At 61.4% G+C, this 21833-nt stretch carries 20 protein-coding genes and 1 pseudogene; 4 read left to right on the top strand and 17 right to left on the bottom strand.

Annotation, left to right across the window (positions count from 1 at the left end; genetic code table 11):
- Window positions 1–58: 58 nt before the first annotated feature.
- The 3 genes from DSM107133_RS22025 to DSM107133_RS22015 form a co-directional block, all read right to left on the bottom strand.
- Window positions 59–520: a hypothetical protein gene (locus DSM107133_RS22025; RefSeq protein ID WP_114293995.1), complete on the bottom strand. Its 462-nt coding sequence runs from the start codon at window positions 518–520 to the stop codon at window positions 59–61.
- A 1-nt stretch (window position 521) separates the two neighbouring features.
- Window positions 522–908 carry a DUF6878 family protein gene (locus DSM107133_RS22020; protein ID WP_114293996.1) on the bottom strand — a complete coding sequence of 129 codons (387 nt, stop codon included), beginning with the start codon at window positions 906–908 and terminating at the stop codon, window positions 522–524.
- A 121-nt stretch (window positions 909–1029) separates the two neighbouring features.
- Window positions 1030–3216, bottom strand: coding sequence for a strawberry notch C-terminal domain-containing protein (locus DSM107133_RS22015; protein WP_243253636.1), 2187 nt, complete (start codon window positions 3214–3216; stop codon window positions 1030–1032).
- Between the two features lie 50 nt (window positions 3217–3266).
- On the opposite strand from DSM107133_RS22015, the gene DSM107133_RS22010 reads away from it, so the two are divergent.
- From DSM107133_RS22010 to DSM107133_RS22000, 3 genes are read left to right on the top strand one after another with little or no spacing between them, the layout of a single operon-like run.
- The gene (locus DSM107133_RS22010; protein ID WP_114293635.1) at window positions 3267–4496 is read left to right on the top strand and encodes a site-specific integrase; all 1230 of its coding nucleotides are present in this window, start codon (window positions 3267–3269) and stop codon (window positions 4494–4496) included.
- Window positions 4493–5848 carry a tyrosine-type recombinase/integrase gene (locus DSM107133_RS22005; RefSeq protein WP_114293634.1) on the top strand — a complete coding sequence of 452 codons (1356 nt, stop codon included), beginning with the start codon at window positions 4493–4495 and terminating at the stop codon, window positions 5846–5848. Before DSM107133_RS22010 ends, DSM107133_RS22005 begins: the two co-directional genes overlap by 4 nt.
- A complete protein-coding gene (locus DSM107133_RS22000; protein ID WP_114293633.1) occupies window positions 5845–6849 on the top strand; it encodes a tyrosine-type recombinase/integrase in 1005 nt (334 codons plus the stop codon). The genes DSM107133_RS22005 and DSM107133_RS22000 overlap by 4 nt, the downstream gene beginning before the upstream one ends.
- A 123-nt stretch (window positions 6850–6972) precedes the next feature.
- On the opposite strand, the pseudogene DSM107133_RS21995 reads toward DSM107133_RS22000, so the two are convergent.
- Window positions 6973–9147 (bottom strand): annotated as a pseudogene (locus tag DSM107133_RS21995) (strawberry notch-like NTP hydrolase domain-containing protein); the annotation flags it as partial.
- A 283-nt stretch (window positions 9148–9430) separates the two neighbouring features.
- Window positions 9431–10282 carry a cation diffusion facilitator family transporter gene (locus DSM107133_RS21990; protein WP_007803328.1) on the bottom strand — a complete coding sequence of 284 codons (852 nt, stop codon included), beginning with the start codon at window positions 10280–10282 and terminating at the stop codon, window positions 9431–9433.
- A gap of 63 nt (window positions 10283–10345) precedes the next feature.
- Here DSM107133_RS21990 and DSM107133_RS21985 point away from each other — a divergent pair, with 63 nt between their 5' ends.
- Window positions 10346–10696: a metalloregulator ArsR/SmtB family transcription factor gene (locus DSM107133_RS21985; protein WP_007803330.1), complete on the top strand. Its 351-nt coding sequence runs from the start codon at window positions 10346–10348 to the stop codon at window positions 10694–10696.
- A 291-nt stretch (window positions 10697–10987) separates the two neighbouring features.
- Here DSM107133_RS21985 and DSM107133_RS21980 read toward each other — a convergent pair whose 3' ends face one another.
- The 12 genes from DSM107133_RS21980 to DSM107133_RS21925 all read right to left on the bottom strand — a co-directional run bounded on the left by DSM107133_RS21980 (window position 10988) and on the right by DSM107133_RS21925 (window position 21833).
- Window positions 10988–11506, bottom strand: coding sequence for a type II toxin-antitoxin system YhaV family toxin (locus DSM107133_RS21980; protein ID WP_243253635.1), 519 nt, complete (start codon window positions 11504–11506; stop codon window positions 10988–10990).
- Window positions 11503–11829, bottom strand: coding sequence for a type II toxin-antitoxin system PrlF family antitoxin (locus tag DSM107133_RS21975; RefSeq protein ID WP_005668772.1), 327 nt, complete (start codon window positions 11827–11829; stop codon window positions 11503–11505). The genes DSM107133_RS21980 and DSM107133_RS21975 overlap by 4 nt, the downstream gene beginning before the upstream one ends.
- A gap of 124 nt (window positions 11830–11953) precedes the next feature.
- Entirely contained in the window at window positions 11954–12607 is a 654-nt protein-coding gene (locus tag DSM107133_RS21970) for a hypothetical protein (protein WP_114295087.1), read from the bottom strand.
- Window positions 12607–13200 (bottom strand): regulator, encoded by a 594-nt coding sequence (locus DSM107133_RS21965; protein WP_114865679.1) that lies wholly within the window; start codon window positions 13198–13200, stop codon window positions 12607–12609. The genes DSM107133_RS21970 and DSM107133_RS21965 overlap by 1 nt, the downstream gene beginning before the upstream one ends.
- A gap of 73 nt (window positions 13201–13273) precedes the next feature.
- On the bottom strand, window positions 13274–15256 hold the full coding sequence (locus DSM107133_RS21960) for a ParB/RepB/Spo0J family partition protein (RefSeq protein WP_114295085.1): 1983 nt from the start codon (window positions 15254–15256) through the stop codon (window positions 13274–13276).
- A gap of 155 nt (window positions 15257–15411) precedes the next feature.
- A complete protein-coding gene (locus DSM107133_RS21955) occupies window positions 15412–15801 on the bottom strand; it encodes a DUF3768 domain-containing protein (protein ID WP_114295084.1) in 390 nt (129 codons plus the stop codon).
- An 88-nt stretch (window positions 15802–15889) separates the two neighbouring features.
- Window positions 15890–16099 carry a DUF6330 family protein gene (locus tag DSM107133_RS21950; RefSeq protein ID WP_114295083.1) on the bottom strand — a complete coding sequence of 70 codons (210 nt, stop codon included), beginning with the start codon at window positions 16097–16099 and terminating at the stop codon, window positions 15890–15892.
- A 23-nt stretch (window positions 16100–16122) separates the two neighbouring features.
- Complete coding sequence (locus DSM107133_RS21945) at window positions 16123–17064, bottom strand: zincin-like metallopeptidase domain-containing protein (protein ID WP_114295082.1); 942 nt, start codon at window positions 17062–17064, stop codon at window positions 16123–16125.
- A gap of 41 nt (window positions 17065–17105) precedes the next feature.
- Window positions 17106–17576 carry a hypothetical protein gene (locus DSM107133_RS21940; protein ID WP_114295081.1) on the bottom strand — a complete coding sequence of 157 codons (471 nt, stop codon included), beginning with the start codon at window positions 17574–17576 and terminating at the stop codon, window positions 17106–17108.
- Between the two features lie 374 nt (window positions 17577–17950).
- A complete protein-coding gene (repC, locus tag DSM107133_RS21935) occupies window positions 17951–19231 on the bottom strand; it encodes a plasmid replication protein RepC (protein ID WP_114295080.1) in 1281 nt (426 codons plus the stop codon).
- Between the two features lie 227 nt (window positions 19232–19458).
- Entirely contained in the window at window positions 19459–20481 is a 1023-nt protein-coding gene (locus DSM107133_RS21930; protein WP_092765122.1) for a ParB N-terminal domain-containing protein, read from the bottom strand.
- On the bottom strand, window positions 20478–21833 hold the full coding sequence (locus DSM107133_RS21925) for an AAA family ATPase (protein WP_205387892.1): 1356 nt from the start codon (window positions 21831–21833) through the stop codon (window positions 20478–20480). Before DSM107133_RS21925 ends, DSM107133_RS21930 begins: the two co-directional genes overlap by 4 nt.

Below are 21833 nucleotides of genomic sequence, written 5' to 3'. Positions count from 1 at the left end.
GCCCGGTCGTCCAACCGGGCTTCCATGCAGCATTCGTTTGGCAAACGACCGAGATCTGTCAGGCACCTTGCGTGGCTTGCGTCGCGCGCGCCGCCATCCAATCCTTCAGGCCAAGAAGCGTTCTTCCGGCGGCAACCTCGGAGGCCCAGGCAACCCTTGGATCGCCGTAGGGCTCGGAGCCGACATGCCGGTCGATATGGCCATTGGCCATCCATGGCTCGGGCTGGATCCGTCGCAGCCAGTCCGCCATGCTCGGGATGCGGCCCTGGCAATCTTCACGGACATGCTGCTCGCCGATCCAGCGCACGGGGATATCCCGACCAGCGCTATTGGTCAGGGTCAGGCCGAAGACACGTTCGGCTTCAAACAGGCCTTGAGCATGATGGCGCATGGCTCGGTGCGTAAAGAGCGCCAGGTGCTCTTTCGAGGCATCGAACCAGTCATGTATGGACTGATAGTCAGACGGCACCCCGCCGAATTTCCGGGCAGAGCTTTCAGCATGATGAAGCGGATGGGCCATCTCAAAGTCCCTCGACATAGCTGTGCGAGCATTCGACATAGCGGTCCGCGTGATCGAGGCTGATGCTGTCGGTGCGCAAGTCCCAGGTCAGCGTGCCGTAGCCGCCTTCGTTGTTCTCGAACCCCGGGTGATGGTGATAGGCGAGCGACCAGGCGAAATCGCCCACGGCGGTGGCAAGCGGTTCCGGCAGTTGGACCTCCGCAGGCTGCACAGTCACATCCTCAACATTGCCGGAGTCGCCGTAGCCTTCGTATTCGGCAGTGACCTCGCTGATGCCAAGCGCGCGCAATTGCGCGATCAGCTCCGCTCGGGATGCCTTCAAGGTGGTTTCGCGCTCTGCACGCCACTGAGCCGCCATTGCGGCATAATCGATCTGGGGATTGGTCATGGGTCAGTCCTCTTGTCTGAATTTGGGGGGCTGAGCGTGGCATTGGTCTGCGCGCGCCCGGAACGCGCAGACCGGTCAAATCCCGATCTGCGACGCCCGACCGGAAGCCCGCTTTGACTTTTCAGGCGGCTTGTTCTGCCGCTCTAGCGGCTCGCTGGCCCACGATCCGGGCCAGAATGGTTCCCGTGTCGATCCCGTCCCCATGCGGCAGGAACACCCGCAGCTGGAAGGCAATGATCTCGGTGAAACACCCCATGGCCTTGAGGCCATCAATCATGCCCCGATCCGCGCCGCCCAGCTCGAGACGCATCTCGCCTGCAACACGGCGACGGGTCAGGGTGAGACCCCGGCCCAGATCGACAGGCGCGGTGGAGCCAAGGGCGGCGATCAGCATCTCACGCGGCGTTTGCGGGTTGGAGACTAGGAAGCGGGCGCGCAGCGCGGCCGCCCCTTGTTCGCTCAGCGTGCGCCCGATCATGGCGGTCGCCCCGTCGGGCGTGACCCGGTAGATGCGCTCATTGGTGGTCGGAATGTCCTTCCAAATGGGCAGCAGCAGCCCGGTTAGCAGGTAGAGCTTGGTCGTGGTGGTTTTTGGCAGGGACGCTGCCTCGGCATCCCAAAGCCTTGCAAACTCGGGCCTTCCGATGTCTTCCCAGGCCGAAGACTCAAACCGCGTCTCCTCCAGATAGCTAGACCCATTTGGCCTCACCGCCTTGCGCATCAGCGTGACGATGTCCTCGTCATACATCTGCATGGGCCGCGCCGAGATGAGCCCCGCGCGACCGGAGGCGCGATTGACCATGGGTAGCTTGTCGGGATTGCGCGACATGGCCTCTTCGGCGTCAAGGACATACACTGGGTCCGTCACCTCAAGTCCGATGATCCGCGTCACGGCGCCGGATTTCGGGCAGGTCCAGAGATCCTCGGTGGAGACCTGCTCGATCTTTTCGCCACACAGGGTTTCCACGCCGAGATCGAGCGTGCCCGCCGCGCGCGCCCGCTCAGACTGATCGGCAATCCGCCTCATGAACTCGGCAAAGAGCGCGTTCTGCATGTGGATGGGAAGGGCAAGCACCCGGTTGAGAAACCGCTGGATCGGGGGAAGCTCCTCAAGGAGCACCCCGTCCTTGTCGATCAGCCGCAGGGCCGTCCAGTCGGTGAAACTCTCGTAGCTCATCGCCTCAGCGCGCCCGGCGGCAAGATCGGCGAAATACCCACGCAGCGCCGCCCGTGCGATCGGGCTTTCGAGATTGTCCTCCTCGCGGAACATGCCTTGCGAGCCGGTCTCGCGCTGGCCCTTGGTCAAGGCCCCCAGCTGGTCGAGGCGCTTGGCGATCGTCGAGGTGAAACGCTTCTCGCCATGCACATCCGAGGTGCAGACCCGGAAGAAGGGCGCGCTGACCTGAGCCGAGCGATGCGTGCGCCCGAGCCCCTGGATGGCCGCATCCGCGCGCCAGCCGGGCTCCAGCAGGTAGTGCCGCCGCCGTTTCTGGTTCTTCGCCGTTTGTGCCGCATGATAGGAACGGCCCGTGCCGCCCGCATCGGAGAAGATCAGGACATCCTTTTCGCCGTCCATGAAGGCTTGGGTTTCGGATGAATTGCTGCTGGCGGCGCGCTTCTCGATGAAGAGGTGGCCATCGTCCGCCTTCAGAGGTCGGATCGACCTTCCGGTCACTTCGGCCACGGCATCGTCGCCAAAGGCCCAGAGGATCTGATCCAGCGCCGAAGGGATCGGGGCCAGCGTCATCAACTCCATCATGGCCGCGTCACGCAGAGCGAGCGCCTCGCGCGAGACGACCAGCGCGCCAGTTTCATCGCGGAGCGGCTCTGCCACCATATTGCCGTCGATCTCGACCAGCTTTTGCGCATGAATCGGGAAGGCCTGTTCGAGGTATCCCAGGACGTAGTCGCGCGGCGTTAGCGCGCCCTCGACCAGCTCGTCCTCCTGGTCCATCGCCTCAAGCCGGCGCTTCAGCAGGCTCTCACCCGTCGAGACCACCTGGATGACGCAAGCCTTGCCCGCCGCCAGATCGTCCTTGATGGCGTGGATGATGCCTGTAGCCTTCATGCCCATCAGGAGATGGTTGAAGAAGCGCTGTTTCGTGCTCTCGAAACGGGACTTGGCCGAGGCGCGTGCGGCCGAGGCATTGGTCTCGCCCGAGGCATCGTTGACGCCGGTCGCAGTCAACGCGGCTTCGAGATTGTGGTGAATCGTCCGTAATCGCGAGGACGCGATAATGCGAAGGTGTCCGAGGTTTATCGTTGTTTTCCTTGTTTTCTGGGTGTCGGCGCAACCTTTGCTGCGCATTATTTTGATTGCAGACCTCAGCGGCTTTCCAACCGTCTGAGGAGACACTCATGTTGAAGTCGCACGACGAGCTGATCGAAGAGCTCTCGCAATCGCTCACGGAGCAGAACTACAATCCCGTGGTTGTGGCCAACCATCGGCTCTATGCCCGCCGGTTCCTGGACTACCTGGCCGAGCGCGACATGCCGGTGGCGCTGGTAACGCCATCGCAGGTCGATCAGTATTTCCGCCACGCTGTCCATTGCTTTCATTCACGCTATGGCCGTCCGCCCAGTTCGCGTTGGCATGGGGTGCCTCGTACGGCGATCTGCAAGTTGCTCCGGCTGGCCCAAGGCACATGGCCACCGGTCGCCGAAATTGCGCCGGATACAGCGCTTCGGCATGCGATCTGCCGTGAATATGGCGCCTGGATGCGTGACGAGCGCGGGCTGGCAGATGAAACAATCGACGCACGGCTCCGGGAGGCGCGGCGCTTTCTGGACTGGTACTTCGGCCGCAGGGGCGCCGACGATCTCTCAGCAATGGCCGTGCGCGATATCGATCACTACATGGACATGCGCGCCATCGGGCTGCGACGGATATCGCTCGCGGGTTCTGCCGCATGGCTCCGTTCACTGCTGCGCTATCTCCATCAGTCAGGGCGAGTTCCGACCGATCTGAGTGCACAGGTCATCGGCCCCATGCTCTATGCCTACGAGGATATTCCCTCGACCCTGGACCGCAGCCAGATCGACATAGTTCTGGAGGCCACCAGAAAGGACAGGTCGCCGAGGGGGCTGCGCGACCATGCGATTCTGCAGATGCTCGCCATCTACGGGCTGCGTCAGAGCGAAATCTGCAGTCTCCGGCTCGACGACATCGACTGGCGCGCGGAATCCCTGCGCATCCGTCACACCAAGACCAACTCCTGTTCCTACATGCCACTACTGACGCCGGTCGGCGATGCGGTGCTCGACTATCTGCGCCTCGGGCGCCCGCAAGTCGAAAGCCGGGAAGTCTTCATCCGCTCCCTCGCGCCCTATACGCGGATGACGAACCTGTATGGCATGGTCAAAAGACGTCTGGCGGCAGCGGGCGTCACCCCGGTTGGGAAACGGGGGCCACATGTCTTCCGCCACGCGCGGGCGGTTGAACTACTACGGGCGTCGGTTCCGCAAAAGATCATCGGCGACGTGCTCGGGCACCGATCGACCGAGTCCACGAATGCCTATCTCAAACTTGCCACCGAAGATTTGCGGGCTGTGGCGCTCGACGTGCCCGGTTCGGAGGTGCTGTCATGAGCGCCTGGCACGATCCCGATCACACCGTTGTCGAGGACTTTCTCCGCACGTCCCGGTTCGGACAGAGAAGCAGCTACACTTACCGGTCTATCCTTCGCAGCTTCGAGGATGTTGCGCGCCGGCACTCAGCAGTGGATCGCCAGATGCTCGAGGACTGGCTGGGTGAAATGGCAACGCGGTGGAAATTGTCGACGCTGTTGAACCAAGTCTGCATCGTTGACCGCTTCCTCGACTATCTGGTCCAGAACGAGTTGATCCCCGGCAATCCCGTCGCAGAGCTTCGCAGGCAGCACAACATCAAACAGAACAAGCCGATCTGGCGGGCTCTTGCCTCCTCCAATCCCGACGAGGCACTCGCCGGGCTGTACCGGCCTGCGCCCTACGGCAGCGTTCTGGGCGGCGTCATGCGTGACCATGTCGCGCTGATGCGAAACCGGGGCTACCAATACGAAGCGCAAGCTCACTGGCTGCTGCGGTTCGACCGATTCCTGCAATCGCATCCGGAACTGGCCGACGAGTCGCTCGAGACGATGCTGTCCCATTGGGCGGCGGCCAAGTCCACCCGCAATCACGCGGCGGAATGCCAGAAGCTGGGACGCATCCTGACAAAGGCGCGACACCGGCTCGATCCGAACATCCCGCCGAAACGCTTCAACCCGCGACCGGAACGAGAGGTGGCGCGGGAGCACCGGCGACCGCATATCTTCAGCCCGGTCGACATCCGGCACATGCTCGATGTGGCCCGACGCTATCCGTCGCCGCATGCCCCGCTGCGGCCGAAGACCCTCTACACCATGATCCTGCTGGCCTATTGCGCCGGGCTTCGACGTAGTGAGATTGCGCGGCTCGATCTGGGCGACGTCGACCTTCGATCCGGCACGATCACGATCCGGGAAACGAAGTTCTACAAGACCAGGATCCTGCCGCTGTCGGGCAGCGTCATGACCGAATTACGCATCTATCTCGATGCGCGGCAGCGCGCTGGCGCTCCGCAGGACCCGCAATCGGGGCTGTTCTGGCAGAACCACTTCAAGGGGCATCACACCCCGGAGACGGTCACCACGATGATCACCAACGTCATGCGCCGCGCCGGGTTCAAGCCGCCCTCCGGGCGGACGGGGCCGCGTGTGCATGACCTGCGGCATTCGATGGTCGTGAACCGGATCCTTCAATGGTACCGGATCGGCATCAACCCGCAGGACCGGCTGCACTTCCTCTCGACCTATCTGGGTCACCGGGACATCAACTCCACGCTGGTCTACATCACCGTCACGCAGGATCTGCTGCAGGAAGCCAGCGAGCGGTTCCGCGCCGTCGGCGCCCCCTGCCTCAACGGGGAGGCACTGTCGTGAAATCGGCCAATCCGTTCCCCGAATTGTTGCGGGCCTTCTTCCAGGAATGGCTGGCAGAACAGCGCAGCGCCTCGATCCATACCATCAAGTCCTATCGGGACACTTGGCGGCTGTTGCTCCGGTTCGTCGCGGAGCGAAACGGCGTTGGTGTCGCACGGGTCACCCTGGCGGACGTCTCCGCCAGCGAGGTGCGCGCGTTCCTCAACCATGCTGAGCATGGTCGCAAGGGCACGATCGGCACGCGCAACTGTCGGCTTGCCGCGATCCGCAGCTTCTTCAGCTTCGTGGCGGACAAGAGCCCCGAATATGTCGCCCAATGCGCCGAGGTCCTCACGATCCCGCTCAAGCGCAAACCCTCTGCCGCACCCTGCTACCTTGAACCGGGAGAGGTCGAGGCCATCCTCGCGCAGCCGAACCGATCGACGATCGAAGGGATGCGAGACCATGTGCTGCTGTCGCTGCTCTATAATAGTGGTGCACGCATCCAAGAGGCGCTCGATCTCTGTCCCAAGGCGATCCGGTTCGAAGCACCGTATTGCGTGCGTCTTTACGGAAAGGGCCGAAAGGAACGTATCTGCCCGCTCTGGCCGGAAACTGTGACGTTGCTGAAGAAACTGCTGGAGCGGCAGCCGCGCGCACCCGATGAGCGCATCTTCGTCAATCGCTACGGCGAACCACTGGGAGCCTCGGGCGTGCGGTACAAGCTGGCGGCCTACGTCGCGGCGGCGGCGAAAACGACACCCACGCTTCGTTCGAAGCATGTGACGCCGCACAGCTTCCGACACGCAACGGCCGTCCACCTCGTCGCGGCGGGCGTCGACATCACCGTCATCCGAAGCTGGCTGGGACATGTCAGTCTCGACACGACCAACCACTACGCCCAGGCCAATCTCGAAACCAAGCGAAAGGCGCTCGAACAGGTCGGCGTTCCGACAGCAGGAAATCGACCCGCGCGATGGAAACGTGACGCGGACCTGCTCGCCTGGCTCGATACCCTCTGACCCCAAACCAAGGAGAGATAATGTGAAGGACGTAGCCCTCAAATCCCCGAACAATAGCGATGGCGCCGCGTTCCTTCGCATTATCGCGTCCTCGCGATTACGGACGTTATGCGCAGCTGCGCATAACGTCCGAAACGCACCCGCGTATGCGTCGTAGATCTCGATCTGGGCCGGGGTGAGCGCGTGTTCGAGCACGTCATACTCCACGCCATCAAAGCTGAGGGCGCGCGCCGTGTAGAGGCCGAGCGTCTTAAGATCACGCGCGACCACCTCCATGGCAGCCACGCCGCCGGCTTCCATCGCAGAAACGAAACTCTCGCGGCTTGGGAAGGGGTATTCGGGGCCCTGCCCCCAGAGCCCCAGCCGCGCGGCATAGGCGAGATTGTGCACGCTCGTGGCACCCGTGGCCGAGATGTAGAAGACGCGGGCGCGGGGTGCTGCCAGTTGCAGCCGCAGGCCAGCAAGGCCCTGCTGGGAGGGTTTGACCCCCCTGCCCTGCTCGGACCCTGCTGCGTTCTGCATGGCATGGGCCTCATCAAAGGCCAGCACGCCTTCGAACTCCGCGCCCATCCATTCGAGGATCTGGCTCAGTCGCGTGGTGCCGCATTTGCCCGCGGACCGCAGCGTGGCGTAGGTGACGAAGAGGATACCGTCGCCCATCGGGACCGGCTGGTCCGATTTCCATTTGGAAAGCGGCTGGATGTCGGCTGGCGAGCCGCCGAGATCGGTCCAGTCGCGGATGGCGTCCTCGATGAGCGTAGCGGATTTGGAGACCCAGATCGCCTTCCTGCGCCCGGAAAGCCAGTTCACGAGAATGAGCCCCGCGCATTCGCGGCCCTTGCCGCAACCGGTGCCGTCGCCGAGGAAATAGCCAAGGCGATAGGCACGTGCATCCGGGTCATCATCGGCGCGCGTCAGCTTGGTCTGGTCGTCATCGATGGTAAACCGACCGGGCAGATCGCGCCCATGGGCATCATGCGCCATGATGATGGTTTCCAGCTGCGCCTCGGAGAGATGTCCCTCCCCGATCAACCGTGCGGGCAGCCGCAAGTCATCACTGCCCATGTTTGAGGGCATGGGCGGGGCAACCGAGGCCATGGCGATGCTTTCAACGAGCGGCGTGGGATGTTCCTGCGCACCCGCAATCTCGATCCGCTGCGGCCGGTAGCGCGCATAGATGTCCGAGATCGGCGTGTTGTCGCGCGGGGTCTCAAAGCTTGTGAAGCTGAGCGGACGGACGGCATTGGCCCGGGGTTTGGAGGCGGCAACAGGCGAAGCGGCGGTCTTGCGCGGGGCAGATGATGGAACGGTCGGCGGCCCGTGAGGGATCACCGCCGCCTGTTGTACGGGGCGACTCTCGGTCCGGGTCGCGGCCACGACGTCGACAAAAAGAAGGGCCTCATCCAGATCGCACACAATGGCGCGGATCATCTCGCCGCCCTCCTGCACCTTGTCGAAGATCATCAGCTGGGTTTCGACAGAGGTGCCAAGCTTGCGGTAGACCTGCCCCGGCATCGTCAGCGCCAATCTCGGCGTCAGGAGACCGCAGGCGCGGGACCAATGCGCGGCATCGCGCTCGGGCGTGAATCCCGGCGGCATGATCGCCACAAGCCGCCCGCCGGGTGCCAGGCGCTTTGCAGCAGCGATGAGATGCTTGGCGGCGATGTGCTTGTCTCGGGAGCGATCGACCGAGGAGGCGAAGGGCGGGTTCATCACCACGACGTCGGGTAGAACCGGCGTCTGCAGCAGATCATCGATATGCTCGCCGTCATGGCCCGTCACCTCGCCGCCGAAAACCGCGCGCAGGAGGCGCTGGCGAAAGGGGTCGATCTCGTTGAGAATAAGCGCGGCACCGGCCTGGGCGGCGAAAGCGGCTAGGGCACCGGTGCCAGCCGAGGGCTCCAGCACAGTCTCGCCCTTGCGAATGGCTGCCGCCCGCACGACCATTGCCGCGAAAGGCAACGGCGTGGAAAACTGCTGCAGCCGGATCTGCTGCTCTGACCGGCGCATTTCCGTCAGCAGCCGTGAGGCAAGCAGCTTTGCAGCGGCGATGTCACCTGCCTCGCTGTTCCCACGCAGCAGCATTTGGACGGCAGCGGCTTGCATCAGGTCATATGCCATGCGCCAGTCCCAGGCACCGCCGGCATCGCTGCCATGAAACGTCTCGCGCATAATGCGCGCCAGCGCTGAGCTGCGCAGGGGCTGGTGATCGATCTCCGTGCCGATCTGCGCCAGCGCAGAGGCGAGGTTAGCGTCGGAGATTGAGAGAGCCGGATTTGCCGGTTTGGGCTTGGTCATGGGGATTTCCTTTGGATCTGGGTCTGAGTTCCAAAGGACAAAAAGCCCGCTTTTGCTTTTCAGGGTGACGGGCCCGAAAGCTATTAACAAGGGCGGGCCGTCAACGCGGTCCGCCTTCCTCAGCAACAAAGAGAAAGCCACGCAGCAAAACCGCCGAACTTGTTGATCAATAGAGCCGACATTGAGGCAGCGCGCGGCGATCGACCGCTAGGAGCCCAGACTCACCGATGCTGCGGGGCGCGCGAATGTCGGCTTTCGTCCGGCGCGTCGCACCATGATGGAGTTAGTCAGCTTCCACCAAGTCACTCCGGGCATCGCGGATGATCATCCACGACGAATGCAGGAAAAGCCCCGCGATCGCGAACGCGACGATCAGGTCGGGCCATGCACTGCCAAGCCACGCGACCAGCCCGGCGGCGATGACCACGGCGAGGTTGCCGATGGCGTCGTTGCGAGAGAACAGCCAGACGGCTCGCATATTGGCATCACCCTTGCGGTGCTTTAGCAGCGGCAGCACCGCGAGGATGTTTACGATCAGCGCACCTACCGCGAAGGCTCCCATCAACCCGGCTTCTGGCGTGGTCTGGTTGAGGACACGCCAGAGCGTGCTGCCGACAACGCCAAGGCCCAGAAGGCCCAGAAACACGCCTTGGATCATCGCCGACCGCGCCCGCCATGTCAGGCTCCAGCCGATGGCGAGCAGGCCCAGAAACGTGATCGCACCATCGCCCAGAAAATCGAGCGCGTCTGCCTTCAGCGCCTGCGAACCGGACAGGAACCCGCCGAACATTTCGACCACGCCGTATCCGAGATTGAGCGCGACCACGATCCAGAGCGCGCGGCGATAGCTCGGGTCCTTGTAGGCCGGATCGGACGATGTATCGCCGTCCTCGATCTTCTCGAAACCGTAGCCGGTCGCGTCGAGCGCGGGCCGCACTTTCGGCAGATCGCCGTCCGCGATCCGCAATGTCATGATGTGGGTGGCGGCGGACACTTTCACGTCGCCTTCGGCCACGCCCGCAGACCGGGCCGCGCGCTCGATCTCGGCGGCATCTTTCGCGCAGTCCATGCCTTGCACCCGCATTCGGATCGGGGAGGAGGCTGTCGCCAACTTGCTGTTATCGGGCTGGCTCATGTGCGATCCTTTTTGTGGTGGCGGGCGAAAAGGTACGCTGCTAACGTATCAGTGGATAATGATATGACAGCGCAAAACATTCAAGACGATCTTTCGGCACCCGATACACTGGAACTGCGGGCAAAGCTCTTCCGGGGCCTAAGCGATCCCAGCCGTCTGACGATCCTCGATGCGCTGGTGTCGGACGAACGCAACGTGCAGGAAATCGTCGGGCATACGGGTTTGGGTCAGCCCAACGTCTCGAACCATCTGCGCTGTCTGCTGGAATGCGGGCTGGTCAGTCGCCGCAGCAAAGGCCGCTTCGTTCGGTATCGTCTGGCGGACAGGCGGGTCGCCGATCTCATCCGTGATGCAGATCAGCTACTTGCCTCGACAGCCAACGGAGTTGATGCCTGCCAAAGCTATACGGACTAACCGGCGCGACCTGCTGCAATGTCCTATCGGTGCGCCAAACCTGAAGCAGCCATCTGCGCATCCGCAGCGAATGCACCCTTTGTCCGCATCTTACCAGTTCGTACACGACGCAGCGAACGGCAGGTGTACGGATATGGTGGGACTTCTGAGAATTTCATCGTACCAGCCATCTTGCACACCAATATCGCCCATTTCACTCGGCTCAAAGGTGACGGGAGATTGTAACGAAGACCCCCCCTTATAGACAGCCTAAATGTAAGTGACCTACCCCCCTCTGGCATTCGACCGCACTTACCGATCGGGCACCGCTTCAAGGGAAGTTTCGAACCGCTTGCCCGCCGCTGCAGCTTCTTTCAAGAGCACGTCGAAATTGTCAGGTGGATTGCTATCTTCCAACATCCCTTTGAACGTCGCATAGGCATCCGTCTTGCTGCCGTAGGCGCGCAGGGTCTTGTCGTCGTTCACCCAGGCCACCACGATGACCTTCGCATCGCTGTTGAACCGATAGAACAGCCGATACTGCTGGAAGAATTTCGCCCGGAACCAGTGCTTGCGGTGATCGCCGAGTGTGCCGCCTTGCCGGAAGGCGGCGGCACCCGGATCTGCCGGTATGGCCTCGGTGACCAGCTTGAAGATGGCGGCCAGCCGTTTCGTCGGGTTTTTCTTGCGCCAGGTCTTAGGATCGCGTGCCTTACGCGCCTCGACCACTTCAATCAGCCCTTCGAACTGATCCAGAAAGAGCGGATGCGCATAAATCGACCATCCGTTTACGACAAGGGGCGCTTGGGCGGGCACGCTATCGCCGCTCATTCATCCTCGAGCGATAGCGGCGCATCGAGATCGACGTCAACGTCTCCGACCAGTGCTGCCAGACGGTCATGCAAAGCCCCATCGAACGCCCGAATGCGGTCCGGATGCGCCTTGATATCGGCCTCGACAAAATCGAGAAAGGCTCCGAGCACGGGATCTTCCTCGTCGCTGCGCACGGGCTCGATATAGACCCTGCCACTCGGCTCGGTGCAGTAGCGAATCTGGTCGCCCTTGCCCAGCTTGAGCTGTTTGCGCACACCCGCCGGCACGGTCGTCTGATACCGATCCGTGAGTTTCGAGACATCTTGTGCGAGGGCTGTCATGGCAGTCTCCTGAAGAAAAGGTTCTTTGCTGCCCGCGATAGGTAATGCATTTGCATTGCCTTGTCAAGACAAGCCGCAGCATCTGCTGTCGCCGGGCAGGTCGATGAACCGTCCGGCGCAGGACCTAATTTCGCCCCGCCAGGAACTCCGCCAGCACCGGGCTAGCCGCACCTTTCGCGGAGCTGAGCAGCTCCGAGCCCGCAAGCGAGGCCTTCGACAGGCGTACGAGCCCACCAGTTTCCTCGATGCGGTAGCAGCGGCGCTTTTGCCTCCCGCGCCTGTAGTGGGTCGCGGTGACAATCTGGCAGGTACTGCCATCGGTGAGCGTCACAGGTGCTGCGAGCTTGATCTTGTCGCCTTCCTCGTAGTCCGGGATCGCAGCCCAGTCCTGGCAGCGCTGGCGCCAGGCATGAGCATAGCTGTCTGGGTCTTTCAGCTCGGACAGCAGGGCCAATAGGCTCAGTGGCGCGCGGGGTTCGACCGGTCCCGCGCTTTCCTCCATGTCCTTGTAGCCCCAGCAGCCGTCATCGTATCGGGTGAGGAAGACAGCCCCGAACGTGATGGAGCCATCCGCATCGGTCATATAGGTCGCGTCTTCGACAGCGGTGCCGTCGAGATTGGTGACCCTTGCCGCCGCATACCAGGTGGAGGCGACCTTGCAGGCCTTGACCAGTTCAGTTTTGCGCGTGTCGCCCTCGAAGGTGCAGAGCCGTGTAATTTCCGCCTTCTCATCCGCGTAGGATTTGATACGGCGGTCGGTGTAGAAAAGCCATCCCACTATGCCGCCCTCCGATCATCGAGTTCCATCAGCGCATCGAGAGGCACGCGGTAGGGCTGCATGGCGTCGAAATCCTCGCAATTGCCGCAGTTCTGCACGATCGCGAAGGTGTCGCAGGCATCCTTGAGAATGACCCGGAAGGTGCCGCCGAGGCCCGAGGGCACCTCGTAGGTCCCGCCGATGAGATAGTCCGAGGCGCGGCGCACGAAGACGCGGATGCTGTGGCCATCGGTGGCGAGGCGGATGGCCCCCTGCCCCCGGTCGATGAGTACCTGCACATCGTCGAGGATGTCGGTGTAGAACTGGCCGGTCAGATCGCGAAACGCCATGCGGCGCTGCGCCATCCAGTCAGTGTCGCGAAACGGGTTCATGCCGTCGGCGAAAGCAAAGGAGGGATCGGCCTGTTCGGTGGTGACGATGCGGGTGGTCGTGCCATCGATGCCGTTCGAGCGCAGATGCACACCATTGCCGACGATGAGGATCAGGGCCGGCCTGTCCACGGGCCCGTTCCAGTTGGGCAGGAAGGTTTTGCAGGCACGCGCATGGGCGATCTGCGCCGCAACTGCGGAGGCAGAGAACTTGAGAATAGCCATGAGGATGTCTTTCCGTTGGGTGTGGGAGGGGTCGACCCGCGCGGGGAATGCCTCGCGCGGGTCGCGTGATGGCTCAAGCCGCTTGCGCGACCTCGCTGTCAGGCTCGGGGGTTTCCGAAGCGGGCTCCGCCTCATCAAAGGCGATACCGGCGGTCTGCATCATCGGCGGGCACCAGGCGGCCACGGCAGCGCGCTGCGCGTCCGTGAGTGTGGCGAAGGGTTCGGCGAAGAGCTTGTCGCAGAAGGCGACGATCTCCTTCTTGCTCGAAGAGGCCAGCGTGACTGCCTCCTGGGCGAGACCCAGATCCTCGCCAAGGATTTTCAGGAGCCAGGCCTTCTTGAAGCGATTGAACAGCGCCGCGTTGGGCGTCCAATGGGCTCGAATGTCGGGCATGATCTCGATCTCGAAGTCATGCATCAGGCTGTCGCGCTGCCGGTCCCGCGCGAAGCAGGACTGCGTCGTGCTGGCCGTGGCATAGGCGACGAGCTTGGCCTTCTCCCCTGTCTCCAGCGCGCGAAACGCCGCGAACTGATCGGCGGGCGCGCGGGTGTCATCGAGCCACGAGAGGTCAAGCGCATCATGCGCCGCCGCCACCTGCTCGAGCGAGGTCCCGTCGATCTCGTCCATCTTGGCGTGGGTCCGGTATTCCTTGCGGGCCTCAACCTTGATCGCCTGCGTGACGCTCATGCCGCTGGCCAGAACGTCGCTCACCAGCTTGAAGAGGGTCAGATCGAGCGTGGCCTCGGGATGCAGCGCCATCGCGGCGCCAAGGGCCATGGCTCGCTCGGTCTTGAGGTCCTCGGCCAGTGAAGCTAGATAAGTGATTTCGCCGGCGTCCGGGGCTTCTTCCCCGGTCGGGCCAGCCGAGGAGCCGCGTGCGCCCTCCTCTTTGACGGTGTCTTCCGGGCGGACGAGACCAACATGGAGCGTGATCTGCCCACCCTGCCACGAGGCGATCACCCCAGACCGTGCGAGGTCCCCGGCGCTGTAGGCCTCCTGCAGATCGCGCGCTTCCTCTTCCAGAGCGTCCACGCGCTCGTAAAGCGCGTTGTAGGCACCGTCCTCGAGCCCCTCATCCTCCATCTCGAGCTGCAATTTCTCAAGCTCGGCGGTGATCTCATCGATGCGCTTCTGGGCAGCCTCATCCGGCTCGATCGGGCCGGGATAGACGCGGCCGTAGTCGGCCATGGTCGCGTAATCATAGCGCACCATCGCATCGGCCCAGGCAAAGCCCAGCCTCATACGGGTCTCTGCGGCGGCGGCACCGAGCTTCTCGAGCAGGATGGTCTCGACCAGAGCCGCATCCTCAAGCACGGAATGCTCTTCCAGCAGATCGGCCGCGACAGCGCCGCCACGCGCCTCATAGTCTTCGCGCACGAAGGCCCCGATATCGTCGCTAACCTGCACCCCGCGGGATTTGAGCGCCTGACGGACGGTATAGGCCTGCAGGTAGCTGTCTTCCTTGGTGAGAGCCTCAAAGACCTCGCGCTGCACCTCCTGGCTCGGGTGCTCGGCAAAGGCCTTCATCGTGTCGAGCGTGATCGTCTTGGCCCGGGCCGCGGCGCGAATGTCGGGGTGGATCAGACCATAGCGCAACCGACCTTTCACGGCGGCGACGGTCGTGCCGAATGTCTTCGCGATGGTCTCGGGCGTCTGGCCGTCGACCTCCATCATCCGGGCGAAAGCCTCGAACTCGTCGATTGCGTTCATCGGCGCCTGGGTGATGTTCTCGGCGAGCGACAGCGCCGTGGTGACGTCGCACTCCTCAGGGACAAGGCGGCAGTCCACCTTGGTCTTCGCCGTGAAGCCCTTGGCGGCCTTGTCTGCGATCAGCTCCTTCAGCGCGGCATGGCGCCGGCCACCGGCGAGGACAGCGTATTTCCCGTCGAGCTTCTGGACCAGGAGCGGCTGCAGGAGACCCAGCACAGCGATGCTGGCTTTCAGATGGGCGATGTTTTCGGGGTCATAGGTTTCCGGCGCGTTGCTGCGCACATTGGCGGGATGCGGGACGAGATCGCCGATAGCGACGGTAAGGGGAGCAAAGCTTGTGGTCATGGGATATCCTTCCAGGAGGGTGAGGTGTGGCCCGCGCGCTCACGCGCGTGACCAATCCCCGGCTTCAGGGATCACCACGACAAAAGGCCCACTTTCCCTTTGAGAGGTCAGCGGGCCTTCATCGTCTCAGATGTCAGGGTGAGGAGTCCCCTGCCTTACCAGTCGCGCGCCAGCATGATGGTCAGCACGCGCACGGTGGTGGCGGGATTGTCCGGGGTCTCAGCCCCATAGCGGAAGTCCGAGTCTGCTTCATAGAGATCGATCTTCCAGAACACGGTCTCTCCCCGGATCTCGACCGCCCCGAAATCGTGCCAGCCCTCGGGATCATTCTCAGGCTCGAATGTGGCAAACTCACCGGTTGCCTTGACCGCCTCGGCCATGAAGCCATCGCCGGCCTCCATAAGCGAGCGGGTGACATGCATGCGGCCCTGGATGGGTTGCGCGGGCGGCACCCCAAGGCATGCAAGTTTGCGAAACGCGTCGTTCTGCACCGCGATCACGGTCGGATCCGGACGGTCTGGCTGGGGTTGAACATTCATGGACATGGGGATCTCCTTTGAGAGGTTTGAAACACCCTTCTCAAAGCCCGCTTTTTCTTTTCCGCTTGGCGGATGAATCGAGGCCGAAGGCGCCCTACCCGAACAGCCCTTTGGGTCTGTAATTCGGGTTGGGGATGGTTTCGATCCAGCCGCCTTGGTGCTTGATGCTCTCGAGCGCTGCCGAGAGTGGATAAGCGCCCTCGGACGGGCTCCACCAATAAGCTCCGCGTTTGAAGGTGATGATCTTGCGGCGGCCGTCGCTGAAGCAGGCCACCCGCAGCGTCTTGGGTTCCTTACGTGACATTGGTGTCTCCGTTCTCCGTGCGGTCAGGCGGCCTCGGCACTGCGCCCTGCCCTGCCTGCCTCCGATCTGGCGATCAGATAATCACAGGCGCGCTGCGCGTCCGCGGCGTGCCGGAAGATCGCGCCCTTGTCCGACCGAAGGACCCGCAACCAGTTGTGGAGGTAGGCGGCATTCATCTCGAGCGTATGCGCCGTGAAGCCGAGCGTCTGACCCAGGAACACCGAGGTCAATTCCGCGACGATCTCCTCGCGCGCATAGGACGTGTTGCCAAACTTCGAGAACCCGAAATCGCGGTTCAGTCGATGCGGGGCTTTCGTGGCATGGGCCAGCTCATGGACCCAGACCCCGTAGAAATTGCGCGGGTCCTGGAACCGAGTGATGGACGGCATGTAGACCTTGTCCACGGGCGGCAGATAGTACGCTTCCGTTCCCGTGAAGACGGTTGTGATGTCGATGGCATCGAAAAACGCCTGCATGTGCGGGATGGGCTCTGACGGCGGATGCTCGGGCACGGGCTCCGGGTCGGGGAAGAAGCTGTCGGGCAAGCCCTCGATCTGGCAGGCATTGAACACGCGGTAGGATTTCTGGAAGCGGAAGATACGGGCTCCCTCGGAGTGATCATCCGCGTCGCTGCGGTCATGCTCATCGCCGCCGGCGTCCCTCCGGCTTTGACCGTAGTAAACGACGACAGAGGACTTCTCGCCCTTGCGAACCTTTGCGTCCAAGGCATTGGCCTGCGGCAACGTCATCCAGAAGGGAGAGCTGTGGCCCGCCATCACGGTCCGCATCGTCAGCAGGAAGTTGTTCACTCCCTGGTAGGGTTCTCCGCCCACGCGCAGGGGACGAGAGCTGCCACCTGCGGTCCATGGCTTGCGCCACGGCAGGACGCCGCGCTCAATGATACGGATGATTTCGTTTGTGATGACCTCGGAGGCATCGAATTTGGGCGTGCGGGATCGGGCCATGGCTGGCCTCCTTTTCGAGTTTTGGTGAGAGGGAGTGGTGACTAGGTTGACCGACAGGGGCGCGGATCGTTGGCGATCCTGGCACCGAGGGCTTCGACCATGTCGATGTAGGTGGTCAGCGACACGGACTTGCCGGGACCCGAAGAGTCAGGGTCGACCGATCCGTCCCGCGCCACCCGCGGCAGGTTCGCGAAGGCGATGACATCGGTGACGGGTCGGATATCGATGAACGGGGTCCCTCGTGCGACCGCAAGAGTGGCCAAGGGAAAGCGCTCGATCGGCGCGAAGGTCGAAACGGTGGTCCAACCGAGATGGATGAATGTCCCGCCCTCTCCGCAGATCACATGTGCGTTTGGCAATAACGCCGCCTGCTTCAGATGGCTGAGATCACACAGGACGGTTTCGTTTTCGAGCCGCTTCGCCAGCCCCAGCTGATCGGTTCGGCGTAGTTCCTTGTGTCGCCACCACGAGGCAGCGGTCGCGCGCAACACGCGCAGGACACCTGTTTGCATCGGAATGCCCTCTATCAGGAACGGCAGACCGGAACCCGGCCCGGACCCATCCGAGGGACCCCAAAGGCCCTCATCCGTCAGTCACAAAACCCGAAGGACACTTTTACTTTTCTCGGGCATTGACCCTGTCCTGGCCAATTTCAGCGGATCCTCACCACACCGCGCCATGCCTGCGTTTTTGTCGAAGCCATTGATTTGGAACAGCAAAGGAATCTGGGGACGCAAAATCGGCAACGGGAATCGGCAAAATCTTGCACAAGTTGCTAAATTATCGTTGCTTGGCAGATAGTTAGCAGATTCAGCAGACCGGCAAGATATTTTTCTACAGCCCAGCCTACATCTGCGGATGCGTAACATCTTTTAATCTTACCCTCTTACGCCGCTTGCCCGCTGAGCCTGCCATAAAAGCTACGCTCAAGATGCAGCTCCCCTGCCCCGGCTTTCTCGACCATGCCGCGCAGATATCCGCCTGGTGAGGCAACCTCGCCCGCGCTGTGCTTCTCGAACACAAGTGCAAACGCAGCCGTGGCCATCTGAGTGCCCATTCGGTCCTGAGCCACGTTCCAAGCATGCTCCGAAATCCCGATCATCGGCCTGAGTTGCCCGGCAACCCGATGCAGATCGCCCCAATCCTTCAGGAATCCGCCCATATTACGCGCCCAGGACGCGAACTCTGGACAGGCCTGCATGATTGTTGGCAGGTCAAGCGCGGTTCGCTTCTTGCGCACCTCTGCAACCCAGTCTTCCAGTTCCCCATCAACCCGCTCCTCGGGTCGTGCATTGGGCACGACATCCGCCGCTTCCTCTTTTTCAGAGGAATTACTTATTACAGGAATAAGTTGATTTGTAATTAGTATATGAGGTTCAGAAATGACCTCCCTGGGGTTCATTTCTTGAGTCTTCTTCATAACTTGGGCGTCATTTTTGTCGGTGTTTTCCACAGGGTTTATCGCACCAGTCGCCTTGAGATAGGCCACCTCGACTCGTTCCTGAAGTTCCTTGAACCACGCCAGTAGTCGCTCCAGTTGTTCAGAGGCTTGATGGCGGCGCGGAAGTCGGTCCAGAAGCTCCTCGAAGAGACCCGTGAATTGCGTCCAGGGCCCGCGCAACGCGCCGCTTACCGCCGCCTCGATCCGCGCGCGGATCATCCGGCGCGCAACCGTGATCTGACGCTTCAAGCGCTGGCAGAGCTCGTGCTCGGCCTGCAACTCGGCCTGCAGCTCTTCAAACTCCTCGACTCGAGCCGAAAGCGGCGACAGATCGAAGCCGTAGGCCTCGACGATACGCCCCTCAGCGTCTCTGCGGCCCCACCGTTTGCCATTCGGGCTATCCTGGAAAGAGATCACACCGTTCTCTGCCAGACGCCGCGCATGACGCTTCAGTGCCGACAGAGAGAAGCCGGTCTGTTCCATCAGATAGGCGTTAGAGGCCCAGACGATCGGGCGCTGCCCCTCCTCCCAGTCCTGGGCCTGCGTGAAGGCCCCCAGTGTATCGATGAGCATCATGTCGCCGGCCTTCAGACCGATATGCGCTCCAACGCGCTTGAGCGCGACAAATGCCCGCGTCTTGGGTACTGCTACCCGTTCACCGGCTTGGGCAAGCTGCTCAGCAACCCCAAGACCCGGTGTCGGCTTGCGCCAACCTGTATGTTTCATGCCTGTATCTCACCTCCGGTTGTGTGGAGGCAAAAGAAAGCCGTTCGCTCAGAAGCGTTCGTCGTTGACAGTGAATCCTGTGAGATTTATCTTGAAGGTGACCAAACCATTAAGATCAGCTCTCAGGCCACACCGCTTGGGGGCTTTTCTTTTGCCGTTAATTCACTTGTCGTTCCTTTTTTGCTCCTTGCCTCATCGTTCCGAAGAACATCTCACCAACGCTGTCTTCAGTCGGTATCCTTCTCCGCGTCTTCGACGTTCAAATAGCTTGCGACTAAGTCTCCAAGCTTTTCGAGACGCTCTTGGTCAATCGGCACTCCTGCAACCTTGATTGATAGGTTTCCATCGACGGAAGTGACCGAAAGATTTCGGTTGCCCACCTTGCGCTTTACGGTGAGTTTTTGGGGCTTTGTCTTTGGTTTTGGCTTGGCTTTGTTCGTTCTCTCCAAGCTCGCTAAAGCACCCTGTAAATCGCGAAAGCTCATGTCGTAGACGTTCTTGAACGTGTTCAAGATTTGATCCTGCGCAGCGAAAACGGACCGTGCTCGCGAGACTAGGCTCTCATGCACACCAATTTTCTTGGCGAAGGCCACAGCTGTCAGTTTCTCTTCGCCAGAAGCCAGCGTCTCATACATTTCACCAATCGAAACCAATCGCTCAAAAGGGCTGAGATTCTCGCGCTCCTCATTCTCGCGAAACCGCAGAAACAACATTTCAAACTTGCTGTTCTCAGCGTTTCGCGCGTCAGGCGGAGCAAGTATTGCACGAAGGGGTACACCGAGCTCTGACGCGGCAGCCAGTCGGCGGCGTCCTGTCAGCATCACGAATGGAACCCCCGCGATATTCGACGGGTCCAACGGATCCGGCTGCCAATCCGGATCCTCCGGCCACACTAGAATGGGCGTGTCCTGCCCGTTCGAAGCGATGCTGTTTACCAAAGACCTGAAGGCTTCCTGGGACATCCAGTCTTGTCGGCGGTCGGTTCCCATTGGATCGGAGATTTGATCTGGCGACAGGCTTATCTCATGGCGACCGTTGAGGATATCCAAACAAAGCTCGGCTCTGCTTCGCTCTACTGCAGCTTGCGACTGCGCAAGCGCTCCTGATTTCCAGGCACTGCCGGCCCCCTTGAAAGGAGTCGAAACAGCATCACTCGATTCTGTCCTGCCTTCGGAGCCGCTCGCACGTTCCTTGTTTGTATCGAGATTGGTAGCCTTGCTGACCAGCGACCTTGGAATACTGCGTTTCATGCTTCACCCTCGCCGTCATCTTCATAGAATTCGTCCATCCAAGTATTGGCGTAGCCACGTTCGAGTCCTGGCCAGAGTCGCGATACTATGGCGTCGTTCACGGCGTCGGCATTCGTGATGAACCGGTTGATCCCCTTGCGCTTTCCCGGCGTGTCTGGCTCGTATTCGTATACGGACTGATAGACGTCCGAAGCGTTCGAGATCGCGTCGGAACGCAAATAAAACACGGGCAGAATCTCCGTGGGGCAATGTTCTAGCAGGTTTCCGATGTGGTTAAGATCCTGCGCATTGGACCGTTGAACGATCGTTGGCAACAGCATGTTCGCACCGGTTCCGATCTCGATCCTTTCATGGGCCAGGATGTGCTGAAGCATCCCAAGCAGGCCAGTCACAAAGGTCGACAACGTCGCAATGTCGAACCCCTTCATGGTTTGCGGTATGACCAGCGAAGTAGACGCAATCACGTTATTCAACTGGAACAGTGTTAGCGCGGGTTGATAGTCGATGATGATGACATCCAGCGTCTCCGCTAGTGCGGTGTCGAGCCGCTCCTGGTCGACCTTGCCGTCGACTACCAATTCGTTGGGTAGCGTTTTCGGTGGGTGGCCCGCTTTCCAGCGGTCGATGGCATCGCGTAGGTAGCGGTAAAAGCTCTTTCCGGCGGGGGCTTCGCGGACAAGCCGCGCAATCTGGATCTCACCCTCGGACGTTTCGCCGTGAGCTGGAAGCAGACGCAGGCCTGGCCAGGAGGTCTTGAGAAGGAAGCTATCGAGCGTTTGCGCATCGTGGTCGGTATATGGCGCGTCTTCCGACTGAAAGAGTCCAGCAAAGTCCACCATGGAGGCGGTGTTTTCGTCGGGCATTTGGGGAAGGCCCTCTCCCCCAACGAAGTAGAGCGTTATTGTACTTTGCGGGTCAGCATCCATAACACCGACACGCATGCCGTAGTGCAAGCTGAGATACTGGGCAAAATGCGCGGCGCTCAGACTTTTGGCGGTCCCGCCTTTCTGGCTTGCAAACGAGATGACGGGCAAAGGTGCGTCAGGCTTCCGCCAGGCCAGGTAGTCGTACGGCCGCTTTGCCGAGGCTGCCAGAAGGGCCCGCATGTGCATCAATTCTGAAAGCGTGAAAACACGCTCTCTTCCAACATATTCTCCTGCGGGAAAGTCATCGCTCGAATTGGCGAACTTGGTCAGATACTGAATACTCACATTGAGAAACCTAGCGCACTGGCGCATGGACCAGGTTCGCTTGATGCGCTGACGCAAGGTGAGTTCCTTGTTCACTGCCACCATCGTGCGCTCAAGCCCACGTGACAGATCCGTCAAAAACTGTTCTAAACTACCGCTCAT

This window comes from Pseudosulfitobacter sp. DSM 107133 (genome assembly GCF_022788695.1).
Classification (GTDB): domain Bacteria; phylum Pseudomonadota; class Alphaproteobacteria; order Rhodobacterales; family Rhodobacteraceae; genus Pseudosulfitobacter.
Note: the sequence above shows the minus strand (reverse complement) of the source record. Positions and strands in the feature narration are given on the sequence as shown.

Excerpts from the sequence above, each read along its gene's own strand:
- DSM107133_RS22025 (WP_114293995.1), bottom strand. The coding sequence starts at position 520 with ATGGCCCATCCGCTTCATCATGCTGAAAGCTCTGCCCGGAAATTCGGC.
- DSM107133_RS22020 (WP_114293996.1), bottom strand. The coding sequence starts at position 908 with ATGACCAATCCCCAGATCGATTATGCCGCAATGGCGGCTCAGTGGCGT.
- DSM107133_RS22015 (WP_243253636.1), bottom strand. The coding sequence starts at position 3,216 with ATGCGCAGCAAAGGTTGCGCCGACACCCAGAAAACAAGGAAAACAACG.
- DSM107133_RS22010 (WP_114293635.1), top strand. The coding sequence starts at position 3,267 with ATGTTGAAGTCGCACGACGAGCTGATCGAAGAGCTCTCGCAATCGCTC.
- DSM107133_RS22005 (WP_114293634.1), top strand. The coding sequence starts at position 4,493 with ATGAGCGCCTGGCACGATCCCGATCACACCGTTGTCGAGGACTTTCTC.
- DSM107133_RS21990 (WP_007803328.1), bottom strand. The coding sequence starts at position 10,282 with ATGAGCCAGCCCGATAACAGCAAGTTGGCGACAGCCTCCTCCCCGATC.
- DSM107133_RS21985 (WP_007803330.1), top strand. The coding sequence starts at position 10,346 with ATGACAGCGCAAAACATTCAAGACGATCTTTCGGCACCCGATACACTG.
- DSM107133_RS21980 (WP_243253635.1), bottom strand. The coding sequence starts at position 11,506 with ATGAGCGGCGATAGCGTGCCCGCCCAAGCGCCCCTTGTCGTAAACGGA.
- DSM107133_RS21975 (WP_005668772.1), bottom strand. The coding sequence starts at position 11,829 with ATGACAGCCCTCGCACAAGATGTCTCGAAACTCACGGATCGGTATCAG.
- DSM107133_RS21965 (WP_114865679.1), bottom strand. The coding sequence starts at position 13,200 with ATGGCTATTCTCAAGTTCTCTGCCTCCGCAGTTGCGGCGCAGATCGCC.
- DSM107133_RS21960 (WP_114295085.1), bottom strand. The coding sequence starts at position 15,256 with ATGACCACAAGCTTTGCTCCCCTTACCGTCGCTATCGGCGATCTCGTC.
- DSM107133_RS21955 (WP_114295084.1), bottom strand. The coding sequence starts at position 15,801 with ATGTCCATGAATGTTCAACCCCAGCCAGACCGTCCGGATCCGACCGTG.
- DSM107133_RS21950 (WP_114295083.1), bottom strand. The coding sequence starts at position 16,099 with ATGTCACGTAAGGAACCCAAGACGCTGCGGGTGGCCTGCTTCAGCGAC.
- DSM107133_RS21945 (WP_114295082.1), bottom strand. The coding sequence starts at position 17,064 with ATGGCCCGATCCCGCACGCCCAAATTCGATGCCTCCGAGGTCATCACA.
- DSM107133_RS21940 (WP_114295081.1), bottom strand. The coding sequence starts at position 17,576 with ATGCAAACAGGTGTCCTGCGCGTGTTGCGCGCGACCGCTGCCTCGTGG.
- repC (WP_114295080.1), bottom strand. The coding sequence starts at position 19,231 with ATGAAACATACAGGTTGGCGCAAGCCGACACCGGGTCTTGGGGTTGCT.
- DSM107133_RS21930 (WP_092765122.1), bottom strand. The coding sequence starts at position 20,481 with ATGAAACGCAGTATTCCAAGGTCGCTGGTCAGCAAGGCTACCAATCTC.
- DSM107133_RS21925 (WP_205387892.1), bottom strand. The coding sequence starts at position 21,833 with ATGAGCGGTAGTTTAGAACAGTTTTTGACGGATCTGTCACGTGGGCTT.